The sequence below is a fragment of the Pleurocapsa sp. PCC 7319 genome, assembly GCF_000332195.1.
Lineage (GTDB): Bacteria > Cyanobacteriota > Cyanobacteriia > Cyanobacteriales > Xenococcaceae > Waterburya.
The window spans coordinates 12,319-33,560 of sequence record NZ_KB235918.1 but is presented as its reverse complement, the minus strand read 5'-3'; the positions used below and the strand labels follow the sequence as shown (position 1 = coordinate 33,560).

Here is a 21,242-nt window from a genome sequence, read left to right as displayed (position 1 = left end):
CTAATCATGCCTAACATTAATCATGATCAGCTTTTCAAAGAGCTTCTAACTACCTTTTTTATCGAATTTCTAGAGTTATTCTTTCCTTCAGTCTTGGAATTCCTCGATGTCGAGACCATTTCTTTCGTCGATAAAGAATTGTTCACCAATGTCACTAAAGGAAAGAAAAAAATCATGGATGTCGTTGCTCTGGCTAAATTTCAAAAGCAGAATCATACTTTCCTCATCCATATCGAAAATCAGGCTCGCAACGATCCCCAATACAACCAACAAATGTTTCGCTACTACTGTAGCCTTTTTTTAAAGTACGATCGCCCCATTTATCCTATTGTCATTTTTGCTTACGACCACCCAAAAAGAGCCGACAGAGATGATTTCTCGATTGATTTTCCTGAAGGACTAGACCGTTATTTTCCTCTACAATTTAAATATAAAGTAGTGCAACTCAATCGTCTTAACTGGCGCGATTTCCTTCAACGTCCGAACCCCGTAGCCGCCGCGCTGATGGCAAAAATGCGAATTACTCCCAAAGACCGCCCTCTCGTTAAAGCTGAATGTCTACGTCTGATGGTTACTCTCGAACTTAACCCCGCTAAGATGCAGTTGATTTCAGGTTTTGTCGATACTTACCTTCGCCTCAACCAAAATGAACAGCAAGTTTTTCAGTCCGAATTAGATAAAATGGAATTACAACAGCAGGAACAGATTATGCAAATTACTACTAGCTGGAAAGAAGAAGGTATTGCCGAAGGATTAGTCCAAGGGCAAAGCAATACTATCTTAAGACTCCTCAACCGTAAGCTCGGCACTCTCGATAATGCGCTCGCTTCCCGCATCAAATCCTTAAATCCAGACCAGCTAGATAACTTAACTGAGGATTTATTAGATTTTCAAACCTTAGACGACCTCAACCAATGGCTTGAAACTCATTAGCCGTTATTACCTTTTCTTCTTCTCCGCTACTTCTTCTCCGCTACTTCTTCTCCGACTCCTCACTACACCCTGTTTTATTTTGTACTTGAAAGTGGTTGATTACAATCTACTTGGAGATGTCCTCTCCTCTGGTACTGCCGTTGTTTTTTACTATTTTGGTAACAGCCAACAATAATATCTCAATATCTATATCATTTTATTGACTTTTGATAACCCATACCATTATATTAAAGATATTGATATTGATATCTTTCCTCTTCAAGATTTTTATGAGAGTTGATACCTCTTCACTTCAATTTCAAAAAGCTCTTGACTGCGCTCGTACTCAATGGCTCAAACAGCTCTTAGAAGAATTTCTCCCTCAGATAATTCCTCTTACTAATAGCGAGCGCGATCAGTCAAAAGCTAAACTGTTTGATGCTCTAATCAAAGATAAGTTTATTGAGCGTGGTCTTACTTCTCTCTCTCAACAAAAGAATCGTCTTACCGATGTCAGAAATGCGATTAAGGTTTTTGACCCCCATCATCCTACCCTCGATGTTGTTGCTTTCTCTTCTGATCAATGGATCGAAATTAATCAAAAAGCTGCTCAACGTGCCCATCGTTCTACTCAATTCTTGGATCATCCTCATGCCATCGCCCAAACTGCTTTGGACTTATTCTCTAGCGCTCAATGGTCTGATCTTGCTGCTGGGTTGGCTGTCGCCACTGGTCGCAGGATTGGCGAAGTTCTTCAAACTGCTTCCTTTGAACTTGTTTCTCAGTTTTCAGTCCTCTTTGTTGGGGCTGCTAAACGACGCAATGAATCCATACCTTTACAGTTTGAAATTCCTACTTTAGTTCCTGCTCCTTTAGTTCTTAATGCTATTTCTCGCTTACGCTCCCTTTTGGACACTCGGTAGTGCATCAAAAAACTGTGGGATAGCTAACCAGATCATTCCAACTCCATTGCCGAGAAGTTAATCCAGCCCTTTGTGCTGCGGTAGTACCACATCTAATGTTTGACCAAATCCAATTAAAATAGCTAACTATTAATCTGGCTGTTATTTCTGTCTGTTGCCAAATCTTTCCAAACTTATTTTGTCGTCGATGCCATTTACCTGTTTGCTGCCTCACAATTCCATTCGTTCGTTCGAGACGTTGAGTTCGCTCTTTCCCGATGTAATGCTCGTATTCTTCTCCTAGAATTCGTTCGTAACCGCCCCAACCATCTGTATTCCAGCTTTTACAATCGGTTTTTCCTTCTGTATTGACCAATAACTCTTCGAGAAAACTATCAGTATGTTTTCCTACGCGAGCAGCAATAATCAGTCCACTGTCTGAGGCCAAACTAATTCCAATCCAGCAGTCTCCCATCATTAAATCTTCTGTGGTGCAGTTTTTTTGTTTTTAAAAATAAACGACCACATCTCATCGCTAATAATTTCGGAAGTATTAACTTGCTTTATTTTCCCATTGTGAATCATCTGCGCTTTGACTGAAGCATCTCTAATTAGTGAGACTACTGTGTTATAAGCTCTACCGCTAATTCGACTGACTCCTCTGAGGCTACTTCCTTCTGCGTGGGACTGGAGAATTAGATGAACTTCTTGTGGACTAAGATGTCGATTATAATACAAAGTACCTATGTTTTCGGGAAATGTTTGAATGCACTTTGGACATCTATATCGCTGAATTCCTTTAGCGGTTTTTCCGTGTTTATGGGCTTTTTTGTGACCGCACAGAAGACATTCAGTAGTCATATTTTTGGCTGATTTTTTTCCTTTTAAATTATCCCACAGATTCTTGATGCACTACCGCTTTTTAGCGAACTGATAGATTTAAAAGCGATCGCCTGAATTTTAATTGTTGAATAATTAATCTATCACTATCTATAGTAAGCAGTAAGCAAATAATCGCATAATGAGTCGTATAATTACTATTATACGATCTAAAACGCTTGTGATCGATATTATTCCGTTATTTTTACTGCGTCGTATAATAATGCTGGCTACTTCTAATCCGCCTAATTTAGCTCAAACTGACTTAATCGACAGCTTTGCTCACTTTCTCAATGTGGATGTGGCATCAGGGGATGCTAGTGACGACACGATTAAAAATTATGCCTGTCAAACAAAAAAGTATTTTCAATGGTGCGATTGTGAGGGCATTGCACCTATCAAAGCGACTCGCGATGATATTAAAAAGTACCGTCGTTGGTTAATTGAAGTAAAGCAGTACAAGCCAGCCACCATCGCTTTTAAGTTAATTGTGGTCAGGAGATTGTATACTGCTGCTGTAGAAAGAGGATTAATTACGATCAATCCCGCCATTGGCGTATCGCCTCCTTCTGAATGTCGCGACCCCGCCGAACGCATTACCTATCTAGAACAGCCAGAAGTCCCCCATCTATTAAGTGCCATTCCTACAGACTTGTCTGTCGCATCTTTACGCGATCGCCTGTTGGTAGCCATAATGATGCTAGAAGGTTGTCGCACTGTCGAGATGCACCGCCTCGATATCAAAGACATCATTCGACGGGGTAAAAATGTAGGCTTGAGGGTTAAAGGAAAACGTTCTTTGCGGATAGTCCCCCTGACCGTAGACTTAGTTAAACTATTGGAACTGTATCTAGAAGCCAGACTGCACTGCAAAGAGGAATTAACCCCCGATACGCCCATGTTGATCTCAGTAGCTCGTAACAATCGCGGTCACAGACTTACCCGTCGCAGCATACAGAGGATTGTCGATAAATATCTTAATGCCACCGACCTCAAACATACCCCTGGCAGAACGCTTTCTGCTCATAGTTTGCGCCATACCGCAGGTACGCTGGCACTAAGAACTGGTTCGGATTTAAGACAGGTACAGGATTTATTAGGTCACGCCGACCCCAGGACTACGGCTATCTATGCCCACGTAGGTGATCGCTGGAAAAATAACCCCGCATTGAGGTTTGGAGTACCATTATTTTAGAAGTCTGTAGATTTAGAAAATGACCCTTACTCTTAATCCCCTACGGCAAGAAATTGATGATTGTAAAAGCTTAAAATAAATATTAGATAGTTTCAAATAGTTAGGAGATTTTTAGATGAGTTCAACAATTAAATTACCTAGTGGTAAATTAATCGATTTATCTCGTTTTGTTGCTTTATTAGAAGATGATAATTCAGCAGAAAATAATTATCAATTGAGCTTAGATGGATTGAATCAAACGATTAATATTGATGCTACTGATGCTGAATTTATTAACCAAAAGCTCGAATCTAAACTAGATACCCATAGCTTTCATACTAATCAACATTGGGATAAAGAAACACAACTCAAAAAAAATCAGCCATTGATGAAATTAATCAAACAATGGCAGTCACACAAAAACGGCAAACCTCTTACAGAAGAGGAAATACGAGAATATCAAGATATCCAAGAGTCTCTTAAAAGAAACCGCTAAAGCCGAGCAAACATCTTAGTTATAAACAACTTATCTATCAAACCAAGCGTGATTGTAATTTTAGACTCAGGAGTGCTTCATACTCTAATTAGTGATAGCAAAGTTCAAAAAGTAATTGATTGCCAAAACTGGTTCTATCGGGGATTTCGCAGGTTGAGGAATAAAGATAGGGTATTAAAATGAAGAGTTAAAATAACCTCTGAATGGATATCCAAGTTAAAAACTTAGACCACCTAGGTATAGTAGCAGGAATCGTTGACCAAATAGGATTAGTTGAAGAAATAGATAAGCAAATAGAGCAACATCCCCAACAAATCATCAGCACAGGACAAGTGGTGAAAGCTATGATTCTCAATGGATTAGGGTTTGTCAGTGCACCGCTGTACTTATTTAGTGAGTTTTTCGTTGGCAAAGCAACGGAACATCTTTTAGGAGAGGGGATTAAACCAGAACATCTGAATGATGACCGAATTGGAAGAGCTTTGGATAGCTTGTCGAATCAAGGATTAACGACCTTATTCACTAGCATTGCGATGTTAGCCCATCAAAGATTTAACCTTTTGACCAAGAGTCTACATCTAGATTCGAGTAGCTTTAGTTTGGAGGGAAGCTATGAAATAGAAACCGCAGATGAATCAACCGAATCAACCGAATCAATCGAATCCGTCAAGATAACTTACGGCTACTCCAAAGATCATCGACCAGATTTAAAACAATTCATGATGGATGTTATCTGTACAGGAGATGGAGATGTCCCCCTGTTTGTGAGGATAGGAAATGGAAACGAATCCGACCGTGCTGTTTTTGCTCAATTGATCGAGCAATTTAAACAGGAATGGAATCTGGATAGTATCTACGTTGCTGACAGTGCGCTTTACAGTTCAGCAAATATTCAACAACTGGGAGAGTTAAACTGGATTACCCTTGTCCCTCGAAGTATAAAAACCGCCAAAATCTTAGCTGAATCAATCGAAGGCGAGGTGTTGGTTGAGAGCAAAATTCCAGGTTATCGTATTGCATCATGTTGTTGCGATTATGGAGGAGTTCATCAACGTTGGCTAATTATTGAAAGTGAAAAGCGTCTTAATAGCGATCTCAAGCAACTCGAAAAGCGACTAACAAAACAACTTAAAATAGCGACAAGTGAACTTAAGTCACTGATGAGACAAGATTTTGCCTGTGCTGCCGATGCCAAAAAAGCGGCGGAAAAACTTAGCCGCAACTGGAAATATCATTCCTTAGAATTAATCGACATTGAGACTGATGCTCACTACACAAAGGCAGGACGACCTAGGAAAAATCAGTCTCCTGAACATTTTACCTATCGTATCGAGGCTCAAGTTGTTCCTGTAGATGAGGTAATTGAGATTGCCAGAAGACAAGCAGGAAGGTTTGTTCTCGCTACTAATGTTCTCGATGAGAAGATTCTGACTAATGATGAGATTTTAACTGAATATAAAGGTCAGCAAAGTTCGGAAAGGGGTTTCCGATTCTTGAAAGATCCTCTGTTTTTTACTTCGAGTGTCTTTTTGAATACTCCTCGGCGAGTGGCAGCCCTGGCAATGGTTATGGGTTTGTGTTTGCTAGTTTATACTCTCGGTCAACGTCAATTAAGACAAGTCTTAGCTCATTCCGAGCAGACTATTCCCAACCAACTCAAGAAACCCACCTCTACTCCTACACTAAGATGGGTATTTCAGTGTTTTCAGGCGGTTCATCTTGTTCATTTGAATCATCAAATACAAGTTTCTAATCTTACTGACACCCGACTGAAGATCTTACGGTTTTTTGGAAACCCTTGCCAAAAATATTATTTAATCTGCTGACTGACCTGCGAAATGTCCGTTCTATTACCTACTCTCAAGAAGTGCCTTAGTAGTCACCTCAGCTATTTGTAATTACGAAGTAAAGCGAGAGTTGATTAGAAGAAATAATGTCAAAGAAATCAATAATTTAAACCAATTAAAAGCCTTAGTTGATTTTTTAGTTGTTGACGAACCTACTTTAGATTTAGCAGCCGAATTATGGGCAGAAGCTAGAAATAAAGGACTACCAACTGCCGATGATAATCGTCTCGATGCTGATGTAATTATTTGCGCTCAATACCAACTGCTGGCAGAAAAATACCCAGGTAGATATGTTGTTATTGCCACAACTAATGTCAAACACCTCAGCCGCTTTACCGAAGCAAAAGAATGGCTTGATATTGATTTTTAGATAAGAGGTAATAGGTTCATCTGTAATGGTAAAATTGACTTTATCCGATAAGCACCGATAGTATCCGATATGAATAGCCGACAAACCGATACAGTAACCAGAGTCGATATTCGCATCCCAAATCATCTCTACAGTCAAATTCAGGAAATAGCGACTAATCATTTCAACGCCAAGATTCACCATCGCAGCAAAAAGCCCGAAATTACCTTAAAAAGCTATAAGCTCTAAGCCTTAAGCTATAAGCTCTAAAGTTTACTTAGGTAAACGGCTAACAGCTTATAGCTATCGGGTTTAATGCCCCCAGCAAACGAAGTTTGGTGGTCTACAATTAGGAGAGGTTAAAGCCTCTTCTAATTGACTTACAGCTTACAGCTTATAGCTTATAGCTGCGGCTCTGCCGCTTTACCCCCACCATTCTCGAATTAATTCAGATTGGCATCGCACACATAGAATCTAATTTGCCTGTAGCGGATGAAAAGGTAACAGACAATTTGAAAAGACAGATTAAGCAATTAGATATGCGATTATCAGAAGTAGAAAGTAAACTATAGGAGGTGCAAACCAATAATGCTGAAGTTAGTGATGAAATACCGTCAGATGAAGGATTAAGTGATAGTGAGCTAGGTAAACTTTTAAGTATTAGCAGCTCATTAATTTATCATTATCGCAGAGATGGTAAAGCTAACCCAGGTGTAGTTAAGAGATTAAAAGATTGGAATATAAAAGGCGATCCCGCTTATCGAAAAAGCCAGAAAAGAATAAAAAAATAAACATCACAATACAGAATCAATTGAATTATAAATTATTGTTATCTTTTTTGAGCAATTTTTCGCAATAATAATCAGGTATTATCAATAGCACTTCCTATTCTCAATAAAAATCGAGTGTAATTTAGACAATCGCCCTAACCCCTATTCTGTCGTAAATTGAAGTCCCGATAGTGAAGAATTATCGGTAGTAAAAACCAGAAATGTATAAGAAAACTAAATGCGTAACAGATCAATCGACAAGCTATCCTCTTGACTGTTTGCCATTTTTTTTGTGCAATAAAACCCCTAAAATTTTAGTGTTAAACTACTTTAAAGAATTATATTGAGTATAAGAATGATCTATGGAACTACCTCTTGGGAAAATCTTAGATCGCAGGTATCGAATGATCGAGGTTTTGGGAGAAGGAGGTTTCGGAAAAACATTCTTAGCTCAAGATACTAAACGTCCAGGTAATCCTATTTGTGTAGTCAAGCAATTAAAGACAAATTTCTCTACACCAGAAGTATTTGCTAAAGCACAAGAATTATTTAATCGTGAAGCTGAAATTTTAGAAAATTTAGGCAAGCATCCTAATATTCCAACTTTACTAGCTTATTTTGCCGAAAATGAGCGTTTTTATCTGGTTCAAGAATATATTAGTGGTCATACTCTCAATACAGAACTAATTTCTGAACAGCCATTACCAGAAGCAAAAGTAACAGAAATTATGCAACTACTACTATTAATACTTCAGTTTGTTCATAGTAAAAATGTTATCCATCGAGATATTAAACCTGAAAATATTATTCTTAGGGAAGAAGATAATCAACTAATTTTGATTGATTTTGGAGCAGTTAAAAAAGTGACTGCTACTCCACAACAACAAACTATTATTGGTACTCCTCAATACATACCAGAAGAACAATTACGTGGACAACCAACTTTTAGCAGTGATCTCTATGCAGTTGGGATTATTGCTCTGCAAGCTTTAACAGGAATTACACCAGATTATGATCGTAATTGGCAGGAAATATTAAGCCAGGATAATTCAAAACTTAGCGATAGCGCTCCGCGCAGTGGTTTATCCTCGAATGGGGGCAAAGCCAATCGCTTGAGAGATTTTCTGCTCAAAATGTCTGCTCAAGATGCTTGTCAGCGTTATCAATCTGCTACAGAAGCTCTTCAAGTATTAAACAATATCTTAAACACCAAAGCTGAAGCTAACGTGATTTCTCCAGCAAAAACTTCAAATATTATCTTAAGAGCATCAGCACTTATTTCTGGTTTATTTGCTGTGGCAACTATATATCTTTTATTTAATAAATCTAATCTAGAACAGCAGTCATTGTCACAACTAAAATTAGATAACAAGTCCAAAGAAAGTCTATTAGACGAAAATGATATGTGCGACAATTTTATGGAACAAGTATATTGCGAAGAATATTTTTTTTCAGGAGAAAGAGGACAAACAATAACTATTGAAATGAATAGTCAGCAATTCGATTCCTATTTAGTTATACGCCAACCTGATGGTAATAAATTAGCTATCAACAACGATATATCTCCTCAAGATTGGAACTCCAGAATTACGGTGAATTTGCCCCGAAGTGGTCAATATAAGGCGATCGCTAGAACTTCTGCTGTTGGAGAATCAGGAAAATATACGATTAGGGCAAAGATTAAGTAATGCTAAATTGAGCGGCAACAATTAGTATTCAGCAAAATATAGGTGTAATATTTATGCAATATTAATACGACTTATATTCAACTAATGATCGGGTTAAAATTAGCAAGACTCATTATTTCTGCGATCGCCATTACCACAGTAAGTTTTGGTTGTGTAAACAAACAAGTAAAATCATCTTCTGCTACGAGTCAAGAAAAACCTAGAAAAACTGTTCAATTTATTTGCAGTAAAACCTACGATAAAAATAGTGACCAATACGTTTACTCAACTGTTGCCTGGAATCCAGCCAATAAAAAGCCGATAGTTGTCTGGAAACGGCAAGATTTTAGTGGGAACAACTATCCTCCTCAAGCCCGTTGTGAAGAAGTATCACCTCGATTTCAACAAGCCTATGACAGTGGCAGTTTTAAATACATTACTCACGGTGAAATGAACGAGCAGCCAGTAATCTGTACCTCTTCAGCAGTAGGTGGCGACTGTCAGACACTACTGATTACTTTAAAACACGAAGATAATGCCGAGAGAACTCTAGAACAATTGAGCGACATTTTGTTGGGTTATGCAAGCTCTGCATTGGAACAAAGTTCTGGAGGTATATCTTATTCAGAAGATAACAAACTCTATGTGGAAGTAGATGTCGAAGATTTTCTTAGTCAACCTTAGTGAATTCATTAATAATCACTAAAGCGATCGCTCTTATCTATACAGGAGGTTTATCTCAATGAATCGTCGTTATCTGTCTTTTATCTTATTTGGTGTTTGTTTACTACCAGCATCAGTCTTATATCTTAGCGGGTGTCAGGCTCAAACATCTATCGAACAAAATTCTAATTCAGACTCCAATTTAGCCTCAGATTTAGGCTCAGAACAAGTTATTCCCCAAGCAGAATTATCGGGCATGGCTGCCAAAATAAAAGTTATAGCTGAACCAATTACAGTTCGCATAGATGTTTCTAACGGCAACGGTTCAGGGGTAATTATTGCTCATCAAGGAGAAACCTACTATGTGCTAACAGCAGAACACGTAGTTGCCAAAGAACAGGAATATAAAATAGTAGCTTCAGATGGTAAGCAATACTCCCTAGACTATAGCAAGGTCAAAAAAATAGCTGGCTCGGATTTAGCCGTCGCTCAGTTTACTAGCAAGCAAGACTATCAAATTGCCACTTTAGGTGATTATAAAACTAGACGAGAAACAATGATGGAAGAATTATGGGCTACTAATAGCGATCCTGAAACTTCCAAAGCAGCTAGTGAAGAGATTCTGCGAAAATACGATCCAATTCATCTAGAATCCAGAAATCTCGTTCCTTGGCTATTTCTTTTTGGCTGGCAAAGGCAACAAGACTCCTCTCAACCTAGGTTAACTGCTGGGAGAGATTTCACTGACCGAATTAATTTTCTCTCAGAAGAAGATAAAGCGACTACTGCTTTTAAAGATATTAGTGCCTTCACCCAAGCAAAAGGTTATCAGCTTAGTTATACTAATTTTTCTCAGGGAGGAATGAGTGGTGGGGCAGTTTTAGATAATCAGGGCAGAGTAGTTGGCATTCATGCAGCAGCAGAAGGCGAAAGAGTTGGCTTGAGAGAAATTCAATTAGGATTAAGTTTAGGTGTACCAATTCAGATTTTCTTAGATTCGGTAGAACAAGCTGGCATCAAGCCCGAATGGCTGAAAATTGAGACATCTCTACCCCCATTAATTACCGCAGCAGATGAAACAGCTATTACTGAAAGTTTGTTTGAGGTGATACCACCAACAGCTAATGCTAAAGCAACTGACTGGATCAATTATGGCAATAAGCTATGGCGTTTATTTCGTAATGAAGAAGCTATTGTCGCTTTTGACAAAGCAATCGTACTACAACCAGATTTAGCTCAAGCTCACTATGGCAAGGCTATTTCTTTAAAAACCAAAGAAGAAGTTGCTTTTGTAGATCAAGAACAACTAGATCGAGAATTAAATGAGGACGAATTTGAACTTGATCGCGCCACCTATGAAGCAGCGATCGCTAGTTTTAAGAAAACAACCGAACTCGATCCTAATTTCGAGCCAGCCTGGCGAGAACAAGCTCAGTTATTAGAGGAGTTGGGAGAAAAATCTGAAGCCCTAGCTGCTTATGATCGGGCGATCACTCTCAATCCCAATAACGATCTCCTTCATCATTCTCGCGGCTCTTTACTAAGTCAATCATATCGTCTTTCTGAAGCTATTGAAGCTTATAATAGCGCGATTTCTATTGAGCCTAATAACCCCTTGTATTATTTGAGTCGAAGTATGGCTTATTTAATGAAGGGCAATTCACAGCAAGTAAAAACTGATATGGAGCGTGTCAGAGCCATCAAACCTGAACTTGTAGATGAGCAGTCCTGGTCTGACTTATTAGAAAGCTTGTCCAATTCTGAAAACTTGCCCAACCGGGAAAATAATTTGAATGATTTAAAGAACTCCCCCGACTATGAAAAGTTGTTGCAAAATCTTCCCGATCCAGATAACTTGCCTGACTTAGAAAATATTAAGTAACAAACAATTCAGCAGCCAGCTAACTTCAGTTTATACTACCTAACAATTCATTTGGCTTTCAAAGCTCATTAATATTGGATTTAACACCGATCTCATTAAATATCTTTAATAAAAACAATGACTTTTGTAAACAGATTAATTACCTTACACCTCGGTGCAGTGATGCTAACTTGCTTACCTATCATAGCTAAAGCGGACAAAATACCTAAGATTACCTGGCAGACAAGCCCCAGCAGCCTTGGTCTTGATCAGTGTAATTAACTTATCCTTTGACTTCATTTAAGACAACAATCAATACCAATCTAAATTAATAAGATCTTAAAAATGATTTTTTCTCATAAATTTGCGATCGCTCTATCTGCTTCAGTTTTACTTACTGGAGGACAAAGCATTGCCCAATCTAATGCAGCAAGCATTGACTATAGCCGTTTAGAAAGTCTTTTAGCTGAAGGAGACTGGCAAGAAGCACATCAAGAAACCAGAGATTTGATGATTCAAGCTGGTGGGGCAGAAGAAGTAGGTTATCTCGAGGATGAAAGCGTTACCAATTTTCCCTGTTTGGATCTCAACGCAATAGACCAATTGTGGTCACAATATAGTAATGGTAAGTTTGGCTTTAATGCCCAGCGGCAAATATGGGAAAATATGGGGGGGAATCCTTCATCTGGAGATACTGCATTAGATAAATTTGCAGTTCAAGTAGGCTGGAAAAAAGAAGATGCTGGTCGAACTGAATATTTAGAATATTCAGAATTAACATTCGATCCTCAAACTGCGGTTGCAGGACACTTACCTGCATTAAAGTTTATACCCGATATTGTTGATGCAGAAGTTCCTGGTAGCATAACCTCTGGTAGTACGTCTGAATTTTTACAAAGGGTCAGGACTTGTAGTAAGTAAAGGTAGAAAATGAAAGCATTACATCAACAAACAGAGGTCATTTTCTACCGCTACCAAATTATTACCGTCCTCGGGCAGGGTGGTATGGGCACTACCTATGCTGCTATTGATTTAACTAACTCTCAACTAGTAGCAATTAAAGCTGTATCTCTGCGTCAAGCTAACGAGTGGAAAATCCTAGAGTTGTTTGAGAGGGAAGCCAAAGTTTTAGCTAATCTAGATCATACCCATATTCCTAATTATCTCGATTATTTTGAGTTAGATAGCGAAGATGATAGAAGGTTTTATTTAGGACAAGAATTAGTTCAAGGGCAATCTTTAGCTGAATTAGTTAAACAAGGATGGCATGTTAGTGAAGCAGAAATAAAATAATGGAAACCTTACATCAACAGGCGGAAATCATTGTCAACCGTTACCAAATTGTTACTACACTGGGACAAGGTGGCATGGGGACTACTTACGCTGCGGTAGATTTACAGAGTTCCCAACGAGTTGCCATCAAAGTTGTTTCCTTACGCCAGGTACAAGATTGGAAAATACTAGAGCTATTTGAGAGAGAAGCTAAAGTATTGGCTAATCTCAATCATCCCTATATTCCTGATTACTTAGATTATTTTGAGTTGGATACAAATGAAGACAAAAGATTCTATCTAGTACAAGAGTTAGTAGAGGGTAAATCTGTAGCTGAATCCTTTGAACAAGGTTGGCAGGCAACAGAAAATGAGGCAAGAAACATTGCTGCACAGGTATTGTTAATTTTAGGTTATTTACACTCACTGATACCACCAGTAATCCATCGCGACATCAAGCCACAAAACATTATTCGTCGAGAAGATGGCAAAGTCTATCTAGTAGATTTCGGTGCAGTACAAGATGTCTATCGCAATACTGTTAGTGTTAGTAATACTTTTGTTGGTAGTCTCGGTTATATGTCTTTAGAGCAGTTACGGGGTAATGTTGTGCCTGCTTCAGATCTTTATAGCCTGGGATGTAGTCTTATTTTTCTAATCACTGGCAAATCTCCTACAGATTTACCAGAAAAACGGATGAAAATAAATTTTCGTTCTCAGGCTAATGTATCTGACGATTTTGCTGATTGGCTAGATCGACTAATTGAACCTTCTTTAGAAAGACGCTTTCCGTCTGCCGAAGACGCGCTTAGTCAATTACGAAAATCCCCAAAAATACCAGTTGTTAATTCACAACCCATTATTCAAAAACTTCCTAATAGCAGTATTGTTATTAAAAAAGAGAATCAAAAATTACATATTACAATTCTTGGAACTGTAGATGATTTAGTTTTTGGATTTGCGCAATTTTTAGTTGTAGGTTTGGGATTAAGTTTTATTGCTTTAGGATTTTTGGGTTCAGGAAATTTAGGTCTAGGTCTAATATTTTCAATTGGTCTTGTTGCCTTATATGTTGCGATTCTCAACACATATTACGGAATTGTAAAAAAAACTTCTTTAGCTATTTATCCTACAAGTTTTCAATTGGATTGGACAACTTGGAGTTGGACTGGTGCGAAAAATAAATCTGTATCAGGATTCACTCAAGATATTGATTCAGTTTATCTTTATCTGGATCTACATAAAACTAAAACTACAAATGGAAGGATCGAAAAAACAATAGTAAGTAGTTGTGCTATTTCTGTTGGCAAACAAGAATATGAATTCGGTAATGGATACCAGTTAACTGAAGCAGAAGCCAATTGCTTAGTTCAAGAAATATCGGCATTTCTTAAACATGTTCGTGGTTAATTATGAAGGTGAAAAATGAAATTACTTCATCAACAAGCAGAAATTATTGCTAATCGCTACCAAATTGTCAATACACTCGGACAAGGTGGTATGGGTACTACTTATGCTGCTATTGATTTAAATAGTTCCCGTCGAGTTGCTATCAAGGTTGTCTCGCTGCGTCAATCTAACGAGTGGAAAATCTTAGAGCTATTTGCCAGAGAAGCTCAAGTATTAGCTAGCCTTAATCATCCTTATATTCCTAATTACCTCGATTATTTTGAGTTAGATAGCGAAGATGACAGAAGGTTTTACTTAGTACAAGAATTAGTAAAGGGCAAATCTTTAGCTGAATTAGTCGAACAAAGATGGCGTGCTACTGAAGTTGAAGTAAAAGACATTGCCAGACAAGTATTAAATATACTAATTTACTTGCATTCCCTTGCCCCACCAGTAATTCATCGAGATATTAAACCGCAAAATATTATTCGCCAACCAGATGGCAAAGTTTATCTAGTAGATTTTGGTGCAGTGCAAGCCGTGTATCGAAATACTATTAGTATCGGTGGAACTTTTGTCGGTACTTTGGGCTATATGTCACCCGAACAATTGCGCGGGAAAGTTGTACCTGCGTCAGATTTATATAGCTTAGGGTGTAGTTTATTATTCTTGTTAACCCATCGAACGCCCCTTCAACAACTCACACCTGCTCTAACGAGACGAGGTGTGAGAATGCCCAACCCAGTAGGCTGAAACGTTGAATAGACCAAGAGCCTAATCCTGGTACAGACTTCCAGATGTTTCCCTAGTCTGGATTATCTCTAAATCTACTGGATATAGATTCATCTAAAAGGTGGACATCTTGGATTAGGTGGTCGAAGGGACTAAAACTCAAACGAGGATTATATCCAAATGCAAAGAGTACCAGTTGTAGACAAAAACGGCAGTCCATTAATGCCCACCAAATGCTCTCGTGCCAGAAGAATGGTGCGAGATGGTAAGGCGGTAGGCAAGTGGAATAAGCTTGGAGTCCACTATATTCAATTAGTTAAAGATCCTAGCGGTAGAGAGATGCAATCAATTTCAGTAGGTCTAGATCCAGGCAAATTTTATTCTGGAATTGGACTTGTAAGCAGCAAGTTTACTCTCTTTACTGCTCATGTATTTCTACCTTTTGAAACCGTCAAAAATCGCATGGAACAGCGTCTAATGATGCGTCGTTCTAGAAGAGGAAGAAGAATTAATCGCAAGGTTGAATTTTCTCAAAGAGCGCACAGACAAAAAAGGTTTTCTAACCGCAGACAGAAAGGTGTTGCCCCAAGCATCAAAGCCAATAGGTTACTCGAAATTTCTATTATTTCTGAGTTATCTAAGTTGTATCCAATAAGCTCTATTGTCTACGAATATGTAAAGGCTAAAACAATTAAAGGATGCTCTTTCTCACCTGTTCAGGTAGGACAGAAATGGGCAATCGAACAACTATCCAAAATTGCTCCCGTCGTAACCAAATTTGGTTGGCAAACGAGCAATCTAAGAAAACACTTGGGTTTACCTAAGCAGAAACTAAATAAGAAAGAACCTATTCCAGCGACTCATGCAGTTGACGGTTTGGTTCTTGCAGTAACTCAATTTATTGATTATTTACCTTTTGAAAATTCAGGTGGCAGAGGTCATTGCTGGCAAGGAAAAATAACTATTACCGATGCGCCATTTTTGGTTATCCGAAGACCACCTATTAGTAGAAGACAACTGCATCTAATGTTGCCCTCTAAAGGTGGAAACAGAAGAAAATATGGTGGCACTATTACTCGTCATCAAGGTATCCGAAAAGGAGACTTTGTAGAAGGAGTTAAAGCTGGAATTACATCCCAAGGATGGTGTTCTGGAGATACAGCTAGGCAGATTAGCATCTCGAATGCAGCCTGGAAACGTATCGGGCAATTCACTGCATCCAAGGTTAGGTTGTTGCAACGGTCAACAAAACTCATTTGTACACAGGGAAAGAATTTCACCGTTGCAGTTTAATACTGGTTTTCGTTTCCTCCCCTCCCTGCTAAAGCGAGCAAGGGGTATCCACTCAAACATTTTTCGATGAATTACCCCTGAAAGGATTAAGGATTGATTTCCGTTCCAAGGTCAACATATCTCAAAGCTTTGCTAATTGGCTAGAAAAAATATTAGAATCAATAGTCGAAGAACGGTTTCCATCTGCCAATGATGCGATTTTAGCTTTAGATAATAAGGTTGCGATCGCTTATGTTCCAGCTACTTTTAGAAAACCAGAAAAAAGCCGTATCAATCTCAAGATACGATCTAATAATCTATATATCAAAATTCCCTATCAAAGTCTGGAGATTGCTTCGATTCATGATGAAACTTTAGAAATTAATCCTCAAAAATTTAAGTTGAAATCGAGAAAACTCAATTTGTTTGTTATTCCACAAGAATATAAACATCAAGGGAATACTGCCGATATCAGTTGGATCAGTCTGATCAGAGGTAAAGGAGTCAAAAATACAGTAATTATTGTTGTTCTGGAACACAACAAAAAAACATATCTCAATTTTGGTAACGGTTTAATTGGTCAACAAGAAGCTATTTGGCTTGCTAGGGAAATATCAGCTTTTTTAGAACAAATCCGTAGATAAATGCGCCAAATTTATTCGTAATTTTGATTCAAATGCATAATTACCCTTTTGCAGACATATTATTCAGGTAATTATAGAGGTTTACTAATAAAATAATGGAAACCTTACATCAACAGGCGGAAATCATTGTCAACCGTTACCAAATTGTCACTACACTGGGACAAGGTGGCATGGGGACTACTTACGCTGCGGTAGATTTACAGAGTTCCCAACGAGTTGCCATCAAAGTTGTCTCGCTTCGTCAAACAAATGACTGGAAAATTCTGGAGCTATTTGAGAGAGAGGCTAAAGTATTGGCTAATCTCAATCATCCTTATATTCCGAATTATATTGATTATTTTGAGTTAGATACTAAAGACGACAAAAGGTTTTACTTAGTACAAGAATTAGTTCAAGGGCAATCTTTAGCTGAATTAGTTAAACAAGGATGGCGTGCTACTGAAGCAGAAGTAAAAGACATTGCCAAACAAGTATTAGATATTCTGATCTATCTTCATTCAATTACACCACCAGTAATTCATCGCGATATCAAACCACAAAATATTATCCGCCGAGATGATGGCAAAGTTTATCTGGTAGATTTTGGTGCGGTACAAGATGTTTACCGCAATACCGTGAGTTTGGGTAGCACTTTCGTCGGCACTCTCGGCTATATGTCTCTAGAACACTTGCGAGGTAATGTTACACCAGCATCGGATTTATACAGTTTGGGATGCAGTTTATTATTTTTACTAACCCGCAAATCGCCAACTGACTTACCCCAAAAAGGAATGGCGATCGATTTTAGCTCTCAAGTTAATCTTTCTCATGGTTTTGCTAATTGGTTAGAAACAATACTGCAACCAATAGTGGAAGATCGCTATCAGTCTGCTGAAGATGCATTAAGAGCTTTAGATGGTGATGTTTTAGTTTCTTATATTAAGCCTCTATTGAAAAAACCAGAGGGTAGTCGTATTACTCTCAAAAAAAATTCTCAAAGTTTGCTAATTAAAACTCCGTCTCACAATTTTGATAATGATAAGATTCCTATAATTGCTTTGACAATTTTGTGGGATATTCTTATATTTCCCAGTTTTTTTAGCTCTATTATTAATCTTGAAATAAAAAAATTCTTATTTCTATTGCCTTTTTTTTTAGTAGGTATTGCCCTCGCAAGCTTCTGTTTTTTTAGTATATATAGCAATATACGAATGAATTCTTCTTTGGAAATTAATCCCCAAATATTTATCTTAAAATGGACAGAATCTGTTTCTTTTAAAGTATCTAAAAAGCAAGCTAAAGGTAATACTCAAAATATAGCTTTGGTGAATTTAATAACGGGTAAAGGAAGGGTCAGCCAAGTAATTATTGCTGTTAACCAACAAGGACAAGAGAAAAAATATTATTTTGGTGCTGGTTATATTAACGATCGCGAAGCGAAATGGTTAGTTAAGGAAATATCAGCTTTTTTAGAGCAAATACGGAGCTAGTTAATACTAAACAAATATTTAGTAGAGGTTGCTTTGAAAATCAAATAATAAATAATAATAGTAAATGCCATGACCTCCCTCCATCAACAAGCAGAAATTATTGCTAATCGCTATCAAATAATCACTACTTTAGGACAAGGTGGTATGGGTACTACCTATGCTGCAATAAATTTAGAAACTTCTCAACGGGTTGCAATTAAAGTGGTGTCTCTACGAGAGGCTAGCGACTGGAAAATTTTAGAGTTGTTTGAGAGAGAAGCTAAAACTTTAGCCAGCCTCAATCATCCTTTTATCCCTAACTATCTTGATTATTTTGAGTTAGATAGCCAAGATGATAAAAGATTTTATTTAGTACAAGAATTAGTTGAAGGAGAATCTTTAGCTGAGTTAGTCAAACAAGGTTGGCATGCTACAGAAGAACAAATACGAGATATTGCGGTACAAATTTTAGATATTTTGATTTATCTTCATTCAATTACACCACCAGTAATTCATCGCGATATTAAACCACAAAATATTCTTCGCAGAGATGACGGTCAAGTTTATCTTGTAGATTTTGGTGCAGTGCAAGCAGTGTATCGCAATACTATCAGTATCGGTGGAACTTTTGTAGGGACTTTAGGCTATATGTCTCCCGAACAATTAAGAGGTAATGTCGTTCCTGCTTCTGATTTATATAGCCTGGGATGCAGCTTAATTTTTCTATTAACCCATAGAAATCCTAATGAGTTACCTCAACAACGAATGAAAATTGATTTTACTAGTAAAGTAAATGTATCTCCTTATTTTGCTAATTGGCTGAATAAACTACTGGAACCAAATGTAGATAATCGCTATCAATCTGCTGAGGAAGCATTATGGGGTGGAAGTTCAATTAATTCTGATATACCCAAAGTTCATCAACCGATAGATACTAAGATAAATATCCAAAAAGACCGACAAAACTTACGGATTGAAATTCCTTCTAACAGCTTCGGATGTTTTCCTATTTTGGGAATTATTTGTAGTATTGTGTGGAGTTTTGGCTGGGGTCTGGGATTATTGCAGGGAGATTTTGTAGCTGGTTTAGCCTGTTTTATTGGGATTATTATGTTGTATTTTTCTTTTTTAGGATTACAGTATGAAAATAAGAAAAAGACTTATTTAATAATTAATAATAATAAATTTAGATTACAGTGGACAGACTTTGGGCTGATGGGTTCGGTAGAAAAATATATATGGGGCAATATTTCAGAAATTGATTTTGTCAATCTAAATGTAGATATAGACAAAAGCAAAGATAAAAATGGCAAAACTACAACATTAATTATTAATAGTTGTGCTATCACCATTGACGAGGAAGTTTTTAAATTTGGAGATGGTTATGATTTAACGGAAGAAGAAGCTAACTACTTAGTAAAGGAAATTTCTGCATTTATCAAATAAATAAAATATTGATTATATTCAGAAAAAAATCAATATGATGTTTTAAAAGCAACATTTATAAAAACATTTTCATAGCTTAAATAATGATTTATGAACAAAAATAATTAAAACATGAAAACTTTATATCAATCATCAGAAATTATTGCCGATCGCTACCAAATTATAACTATACTCGGACAAGGTGGTATGGGAACTACTTATGCTGCGGTGGATTTAAATAGTTCCCGTCGAGTTGCCATCAAGGTTGTCTCGCTGCGTCAAGCTAACGAGTGGAAAATCCTAGAATTGTTTGCCAGAGAAGCCAAAGTTTTAGCTAATCTAGATCATACTCATATTCCTAATTATCTCGATTATTTTGAGTTAGATACAGAAAACGATAGAAGATTTTATTTGATACAAGAATTAGTCACGGGAGAATCTCTGGAGAAATTAATTGAAACAGATTGGCAAGTTACAGAAGTAGAAGCGAAAAATATTGCTATCCAAATGCTGGAAATACTGGTATATCTGCATTCAATTACACCACCAGTAATTCATCGCGATATCAAGCCCCAAAATATCATTCGCCAAGCAGATGGTAAGGTTTATCTGGTTGATTTTGGTGCGGTACAAGATATTTATCGCAATACAGTCAGTATCAGCAATACTTTTGTCGGTACTCTTGGCTATATACCTTTAGAACAGTTACGAGGAAAAGTTATACCTGCTTCTGATTTATATAGTCTCGGATGTAGCCTCTTGTTTTTATTAACTGGAAAATCACCTACCGATTTACCAGAAACCAGAATGAAGATAGATTTTCGTTCTCAGGTGAATGTATCTCAATATTTTACCAACTGGTTGGATCGACTCATCGAACCTGATATAGACAAAAGATTTCAGTCTGCTGAAGATGCTTTACTCGGTTTATGGCACAAATCAAAAAGGAGAGACTTGGGTAACAAAAATACCGATCCATACAAAAATATCGACTTACTATAGCCTGGATTTTTTTCATGATTATTCGCCAAGCTAGATTGGAAGATGCCCAGGCGATCGCCTGGGCTCGCATTGATACTTAATCAACTACATATTGTAAATAGTTTTCTATGAATATATTTCTCAGCCTCACTTGTAAATCTCGCCTAATCTCATACGTTACATTCATCTTGGCAAGTATTTATATCCTATCTCCGTCAGCAAGTGTCGCTCAATTCTCAACAGAGTCAAGAAACGATCAACGCTCAAAAATAGATACGTCTATTGATGACCAATTAATTGCAGACTCTTCTACTGTTAATGAATCAGAATTACCAGCATTAGCTTCTGCTAATCAAAAATATTCTAATTTAATTCAAGTCTTAAACTGTCCCAACGATCGCTCTAACTATGGCGATTTTGATGACTGGGGATATTGGGGTGGTGGAAGCTGGTGTGAACAAACAGGTAAAGCAGGTTACTGGGTTTGGGTTGCTCCTAATTGGTATATTTGGCAAAAGCAAAACTAAGTATAAAAATAATGATTCCCAACTTTTTTGGCA

Annotated in this window: 22 protein-coding genes; 21 read left to right on the top strand and 1 reads right to left on the bottom strand. The window is 37.5% G+C overall.

Annotation, left to right across the window (positions count from 1 at the left end; translation table 11 throughout):
* The first annotated feature begins 6 nt into the window (after nucleotides 1-6).
* A complete protein-coding gene (locus PLEUR7319_RS42410; protein WP_019503373.1) occupies nucleotides 7-933 on the top strand; it encodes a DUF4351 domain-containing protein in 927 nt (308 codons plus the stop codon).
* A 269-nt stretch (nucleotides 934-1,202) separates the two neighbouring features.
* Nucleotides 1,203-1,835: a protelomerase family protein gene (locus PLEUR7319_RS0101180; RefSeq protein WP_019503372.1), complete on the top strand. Its 633-nt coding sequence runs from the start codon at nucleotides 1,203-1,205 to the stop codon at nucleotides 1,833-1,835.
* 4 nt (nucleotides 1,836-1,839) lie between these two features.
* On the opposite strand, the gene PLEUR7319_RS39855 is transcribed toward PLEUR7319_RS0101180, so the two are convergent.
* Nucleotides 1,840-2,675, bottom strand: a protein-coding gene (locus tag PLEUR7319_RS39855) for an IS1 family transposase (protein WP_237743493.1) whose coding sequence is annotated in 2 segments (ribosomal slippage) — nucleotides 1,840-2,324 and nucleotides 2,324-2,675 — 837 coding nt in all. Because the reading frame shifts where the segments join, the coding sequence is not laid out codon by codon here.
* A gap of 241 nt (nucleotides 2,676-2,916) precedes the next feature.
* Between PLEUR7319_RS39855 and PLEUR7319_RS0101165 the strand changes: the two genes are divergently transcribed.
* The 19 genes from PLEUR7319_RS0101165 (at nucleotide 2,917) to PLEUR7319_RS0101075 (ending at nucleotide 21,209) form a co-directional block, all read left to right on the top strand.
* The gene (locus PLEUR7319_RS0101165) at nucleotides 2,917-3,888 is read left to right on the top strand and encodes a tyrosine-type recombinase/integrase (RefSeq protein WP_019503369.1); all 972 of its coding nucleotides are present in this window, start codon (nucleotides 2,917-2,919) and stop codon (nucleotides 3,886-3,888) included.
* A 115-nt stretch (nucleotides 3,889-4,003) separates the two neighbouring features.
* Complete coding sequence (locus tag PLEUR7319_RS0101160) at nucleotides 4,004-4,363, top strand: hypothetical protein (protein WP_019503368.1); 360 nt, start codon at nucleotides 4,004-4,006, stop codon at nucleotides 4,361-4,363.
* Between the two features lie 203 nt (nucleotides 4,364-4,566).
* Nucleotides 4,567-6,189: an IS1634 family transposase gene (locus PLEUR7319_RS0101155; protein WP_019503367.1), complete on the top strand. Its 1,623-nt coding sequence runs from the start codon at nucleotides 4,567-4,569 to the stop codon at nucleotides 6,187-6,189.
* A gap of 91 nt (nucleotides 6,190-6,280) precedes the next feature.
* The gene (locus tag PLEUR7319_RS33735) at nucleotides 6,281-6,580 is read left to right on the top strand and encodes a hypothetical protein (protein WP_019503366.1); all 300 of its coding nucleotides are present in this window, start codon (nucleotides 6,281-6,283) and stop codon (nucleotides 6,578-6,580) included.
* 69 nt (nucleotides 6,581-6,649) lie between these two features.
* The gene (locus PLEUR7319_RS41150; protein WP_019503365.1) at nucleotides 6,650-6,808 is read left to right on the top strand and encodes a hypothetical protein; all 159 of its coding nucleotides are present in this window, start codon (nucleotides 6,650-6,652) and stop codon (nucleotides 6,806-6,808) included.
* A 326-nt stretch (nucleotides 6,809-7,134) separates the two neighbouring features.
* Entirely contained in the window at nucleotides 7,135-7,350 is a 216-nt protein-coding gene (locus tag PLEUR7319_RS0101140; RefSeq protein WP_019503364.1) for a hypothetical protein, read from the top strand.
* Between the two features lie 341 nt (nucleotides 7,351-7,691).
* A complete protein-coding gene (locus PLEUR7319_RS33730) occupies nucleotides 7,692-9,017 on the top strand; it encodes a protein kinase (RefSeq protein WP_019503363.1) in 1,326 nt (441 codons plus the stop codon).
* Between the two features lie 84 nt (nucleotides 9,018-9,101).
* Nucleotides 9,102-9,680, top strand: a complete 579-nt coding sequence (locus tag PLEUR7319_RS0101130; protein ID WP_019503362.1) for a COP23 domain-containing protein — start codon at nucleotides 9,102-9,104, stop codon at nucleotides 9,678-9,680.
* A gap of 58 nt (nucleotides 9,681-9,738) precedes the next feature.
* A complete protein-coding gene (locus tag PLEUR7319_RS0101125) occupies nucleotides 9,739-11,541 on the top strand; it encodes a tetratricopeptide repeat-containing serine protease family protein (protein ID WP_019503361.1) in 1,803 nt (600 codons plus the stop codon).
* A 324-nt stretch (nucleotides 11,542-11,865) separates the two neighbouring features.
* The gene (locus tag PLEUR7319_RS37645) at nucleotides 11,866-12,441 is read left to right on the top strand and encodes a GUN4 domain-containing protein (protein WP_019503360.1); all 576 of its coding nucleotides are present in this window, start codon (nucleotides 11,866-11,868) and stop codon (nucleotides 12,439-12,441) included.
* Between the two features lie 9 nt (nucleotides 12,442-12,450).
* On the top strand, nucleotides 12,451-12,813 hold the full coding sequence (locus tag PLEUR7319_RS0101115) for a protein kinase (RefSeq protein WP_019503359.1): 363 nt from the start codon (nucleotides 12,451-12,453) through the stop codon (nucleotides 12,811-12,813).
* A complete protein-coding gene (locus tag PLEUR7319_RS0101110) occupies nucleotides 12,813-14,201 on the top strand; it encodes a serine/threonine-protein kinase (RefSeq protein ID WP_019503358.1) in 1,389 nt (462 codons plus the stop codon). Before PLEUR7319_RS0101115 ends, PLEUR7319_RS0101110 begins: the two co-directional genes overlap by 1 nt.
* Nucleotides 14,202-14,216: 15 nt before the next feature.
* Nucleotides 14,217-14,933 (top strand): serine/threonine-protein kinase, encoded by a 717-nt coding sequence (locus PLEUR7319_RS0101105; protein ID WP_019503357.1) that lies wholly within the window; start codon nucleotides 14,217-14,219, stop codon nucleotides 14,931-14,933.
* Nucleotides 14,934-15,092: 159 nt separating this feature from the next.
* Nucleotides 15,093-16,205 carry an RRXRR domain-containing protein gene (locus PLEUR7319_RS0101100; protein WP_019503356.1) on the top strand — a complete coding sequence of 371 codons (1,113 nt, stop codon included), beginning with the start codon at nucleotides 15,093-15,095 and terminating at the stop codon, nucleotides 16,203-16,205.
* 401 nt (nucleotides 16,206-16,606) lie between these two features.
* Nucleotides 16,607-16,828: a hypothetical protein gene (locus PLEUR7319_RS0101095; protein ID WP_144054214.1), complete on the top strand. Its 222-nt coding sequence runs from the start codon at nucleotides 16,607-16,609 to the stop codon at nucleotides 16,826-16,828.
* A 95-nt stretch (nucleotides 16,829-16,923) separates the two neighbouring features.
* On the top strand, nucleotides 16,924-18,297 hold the full coding sequence (locus PLEUR7319_RS0101090) for a serine/threonine-protein kinase (RefSeq protein ID WP_019503354.1): 1,374 nt from the start codon (nucleotides 16,924-16,926) through the stop codon (nucleotides 18,295-18,297).
* Nucleotides 18,298-18,366: 69 nt separating this feature from the next.
* Complete coding sequence (locus PLEUR7319_RS0101085) at nucleotides 18,367-19,722, top strand: serine/threonine-protein kinase (protein WP_019503353.1); 1,356 nt, start codon at nucleotides 18,367-18,369, stop codon at nucleotides 19,720-19,722.
* A gap of 111 nt (nucleotides 19,723-19,833) precedes the next feature.
* Complete coding sequence (locus PLEUR7319_RS0101080) at nucleotides 19,834-20,703, top strand: serine/threonine-protein kinase (protein WP_019503352.1); 870 nt, start codon at nucleotides 19,834-19,836, stop codon at nucleotides 20,701-20,703.
* A 167-nt stretch (nucleotides 20,704-20,870) separates the two neighbouring features.
* Entirely contained in the window at nucleotides 20,871-21,209 is a 339-nt protein-coding gene (locus PLEUR7319_RS0101075; protein ID WP_026102234.1) for a hypothetical protein, read from the top strand.
* Nucleotides 21,210-21,242 lie beyond the last annotated feature (33 nt).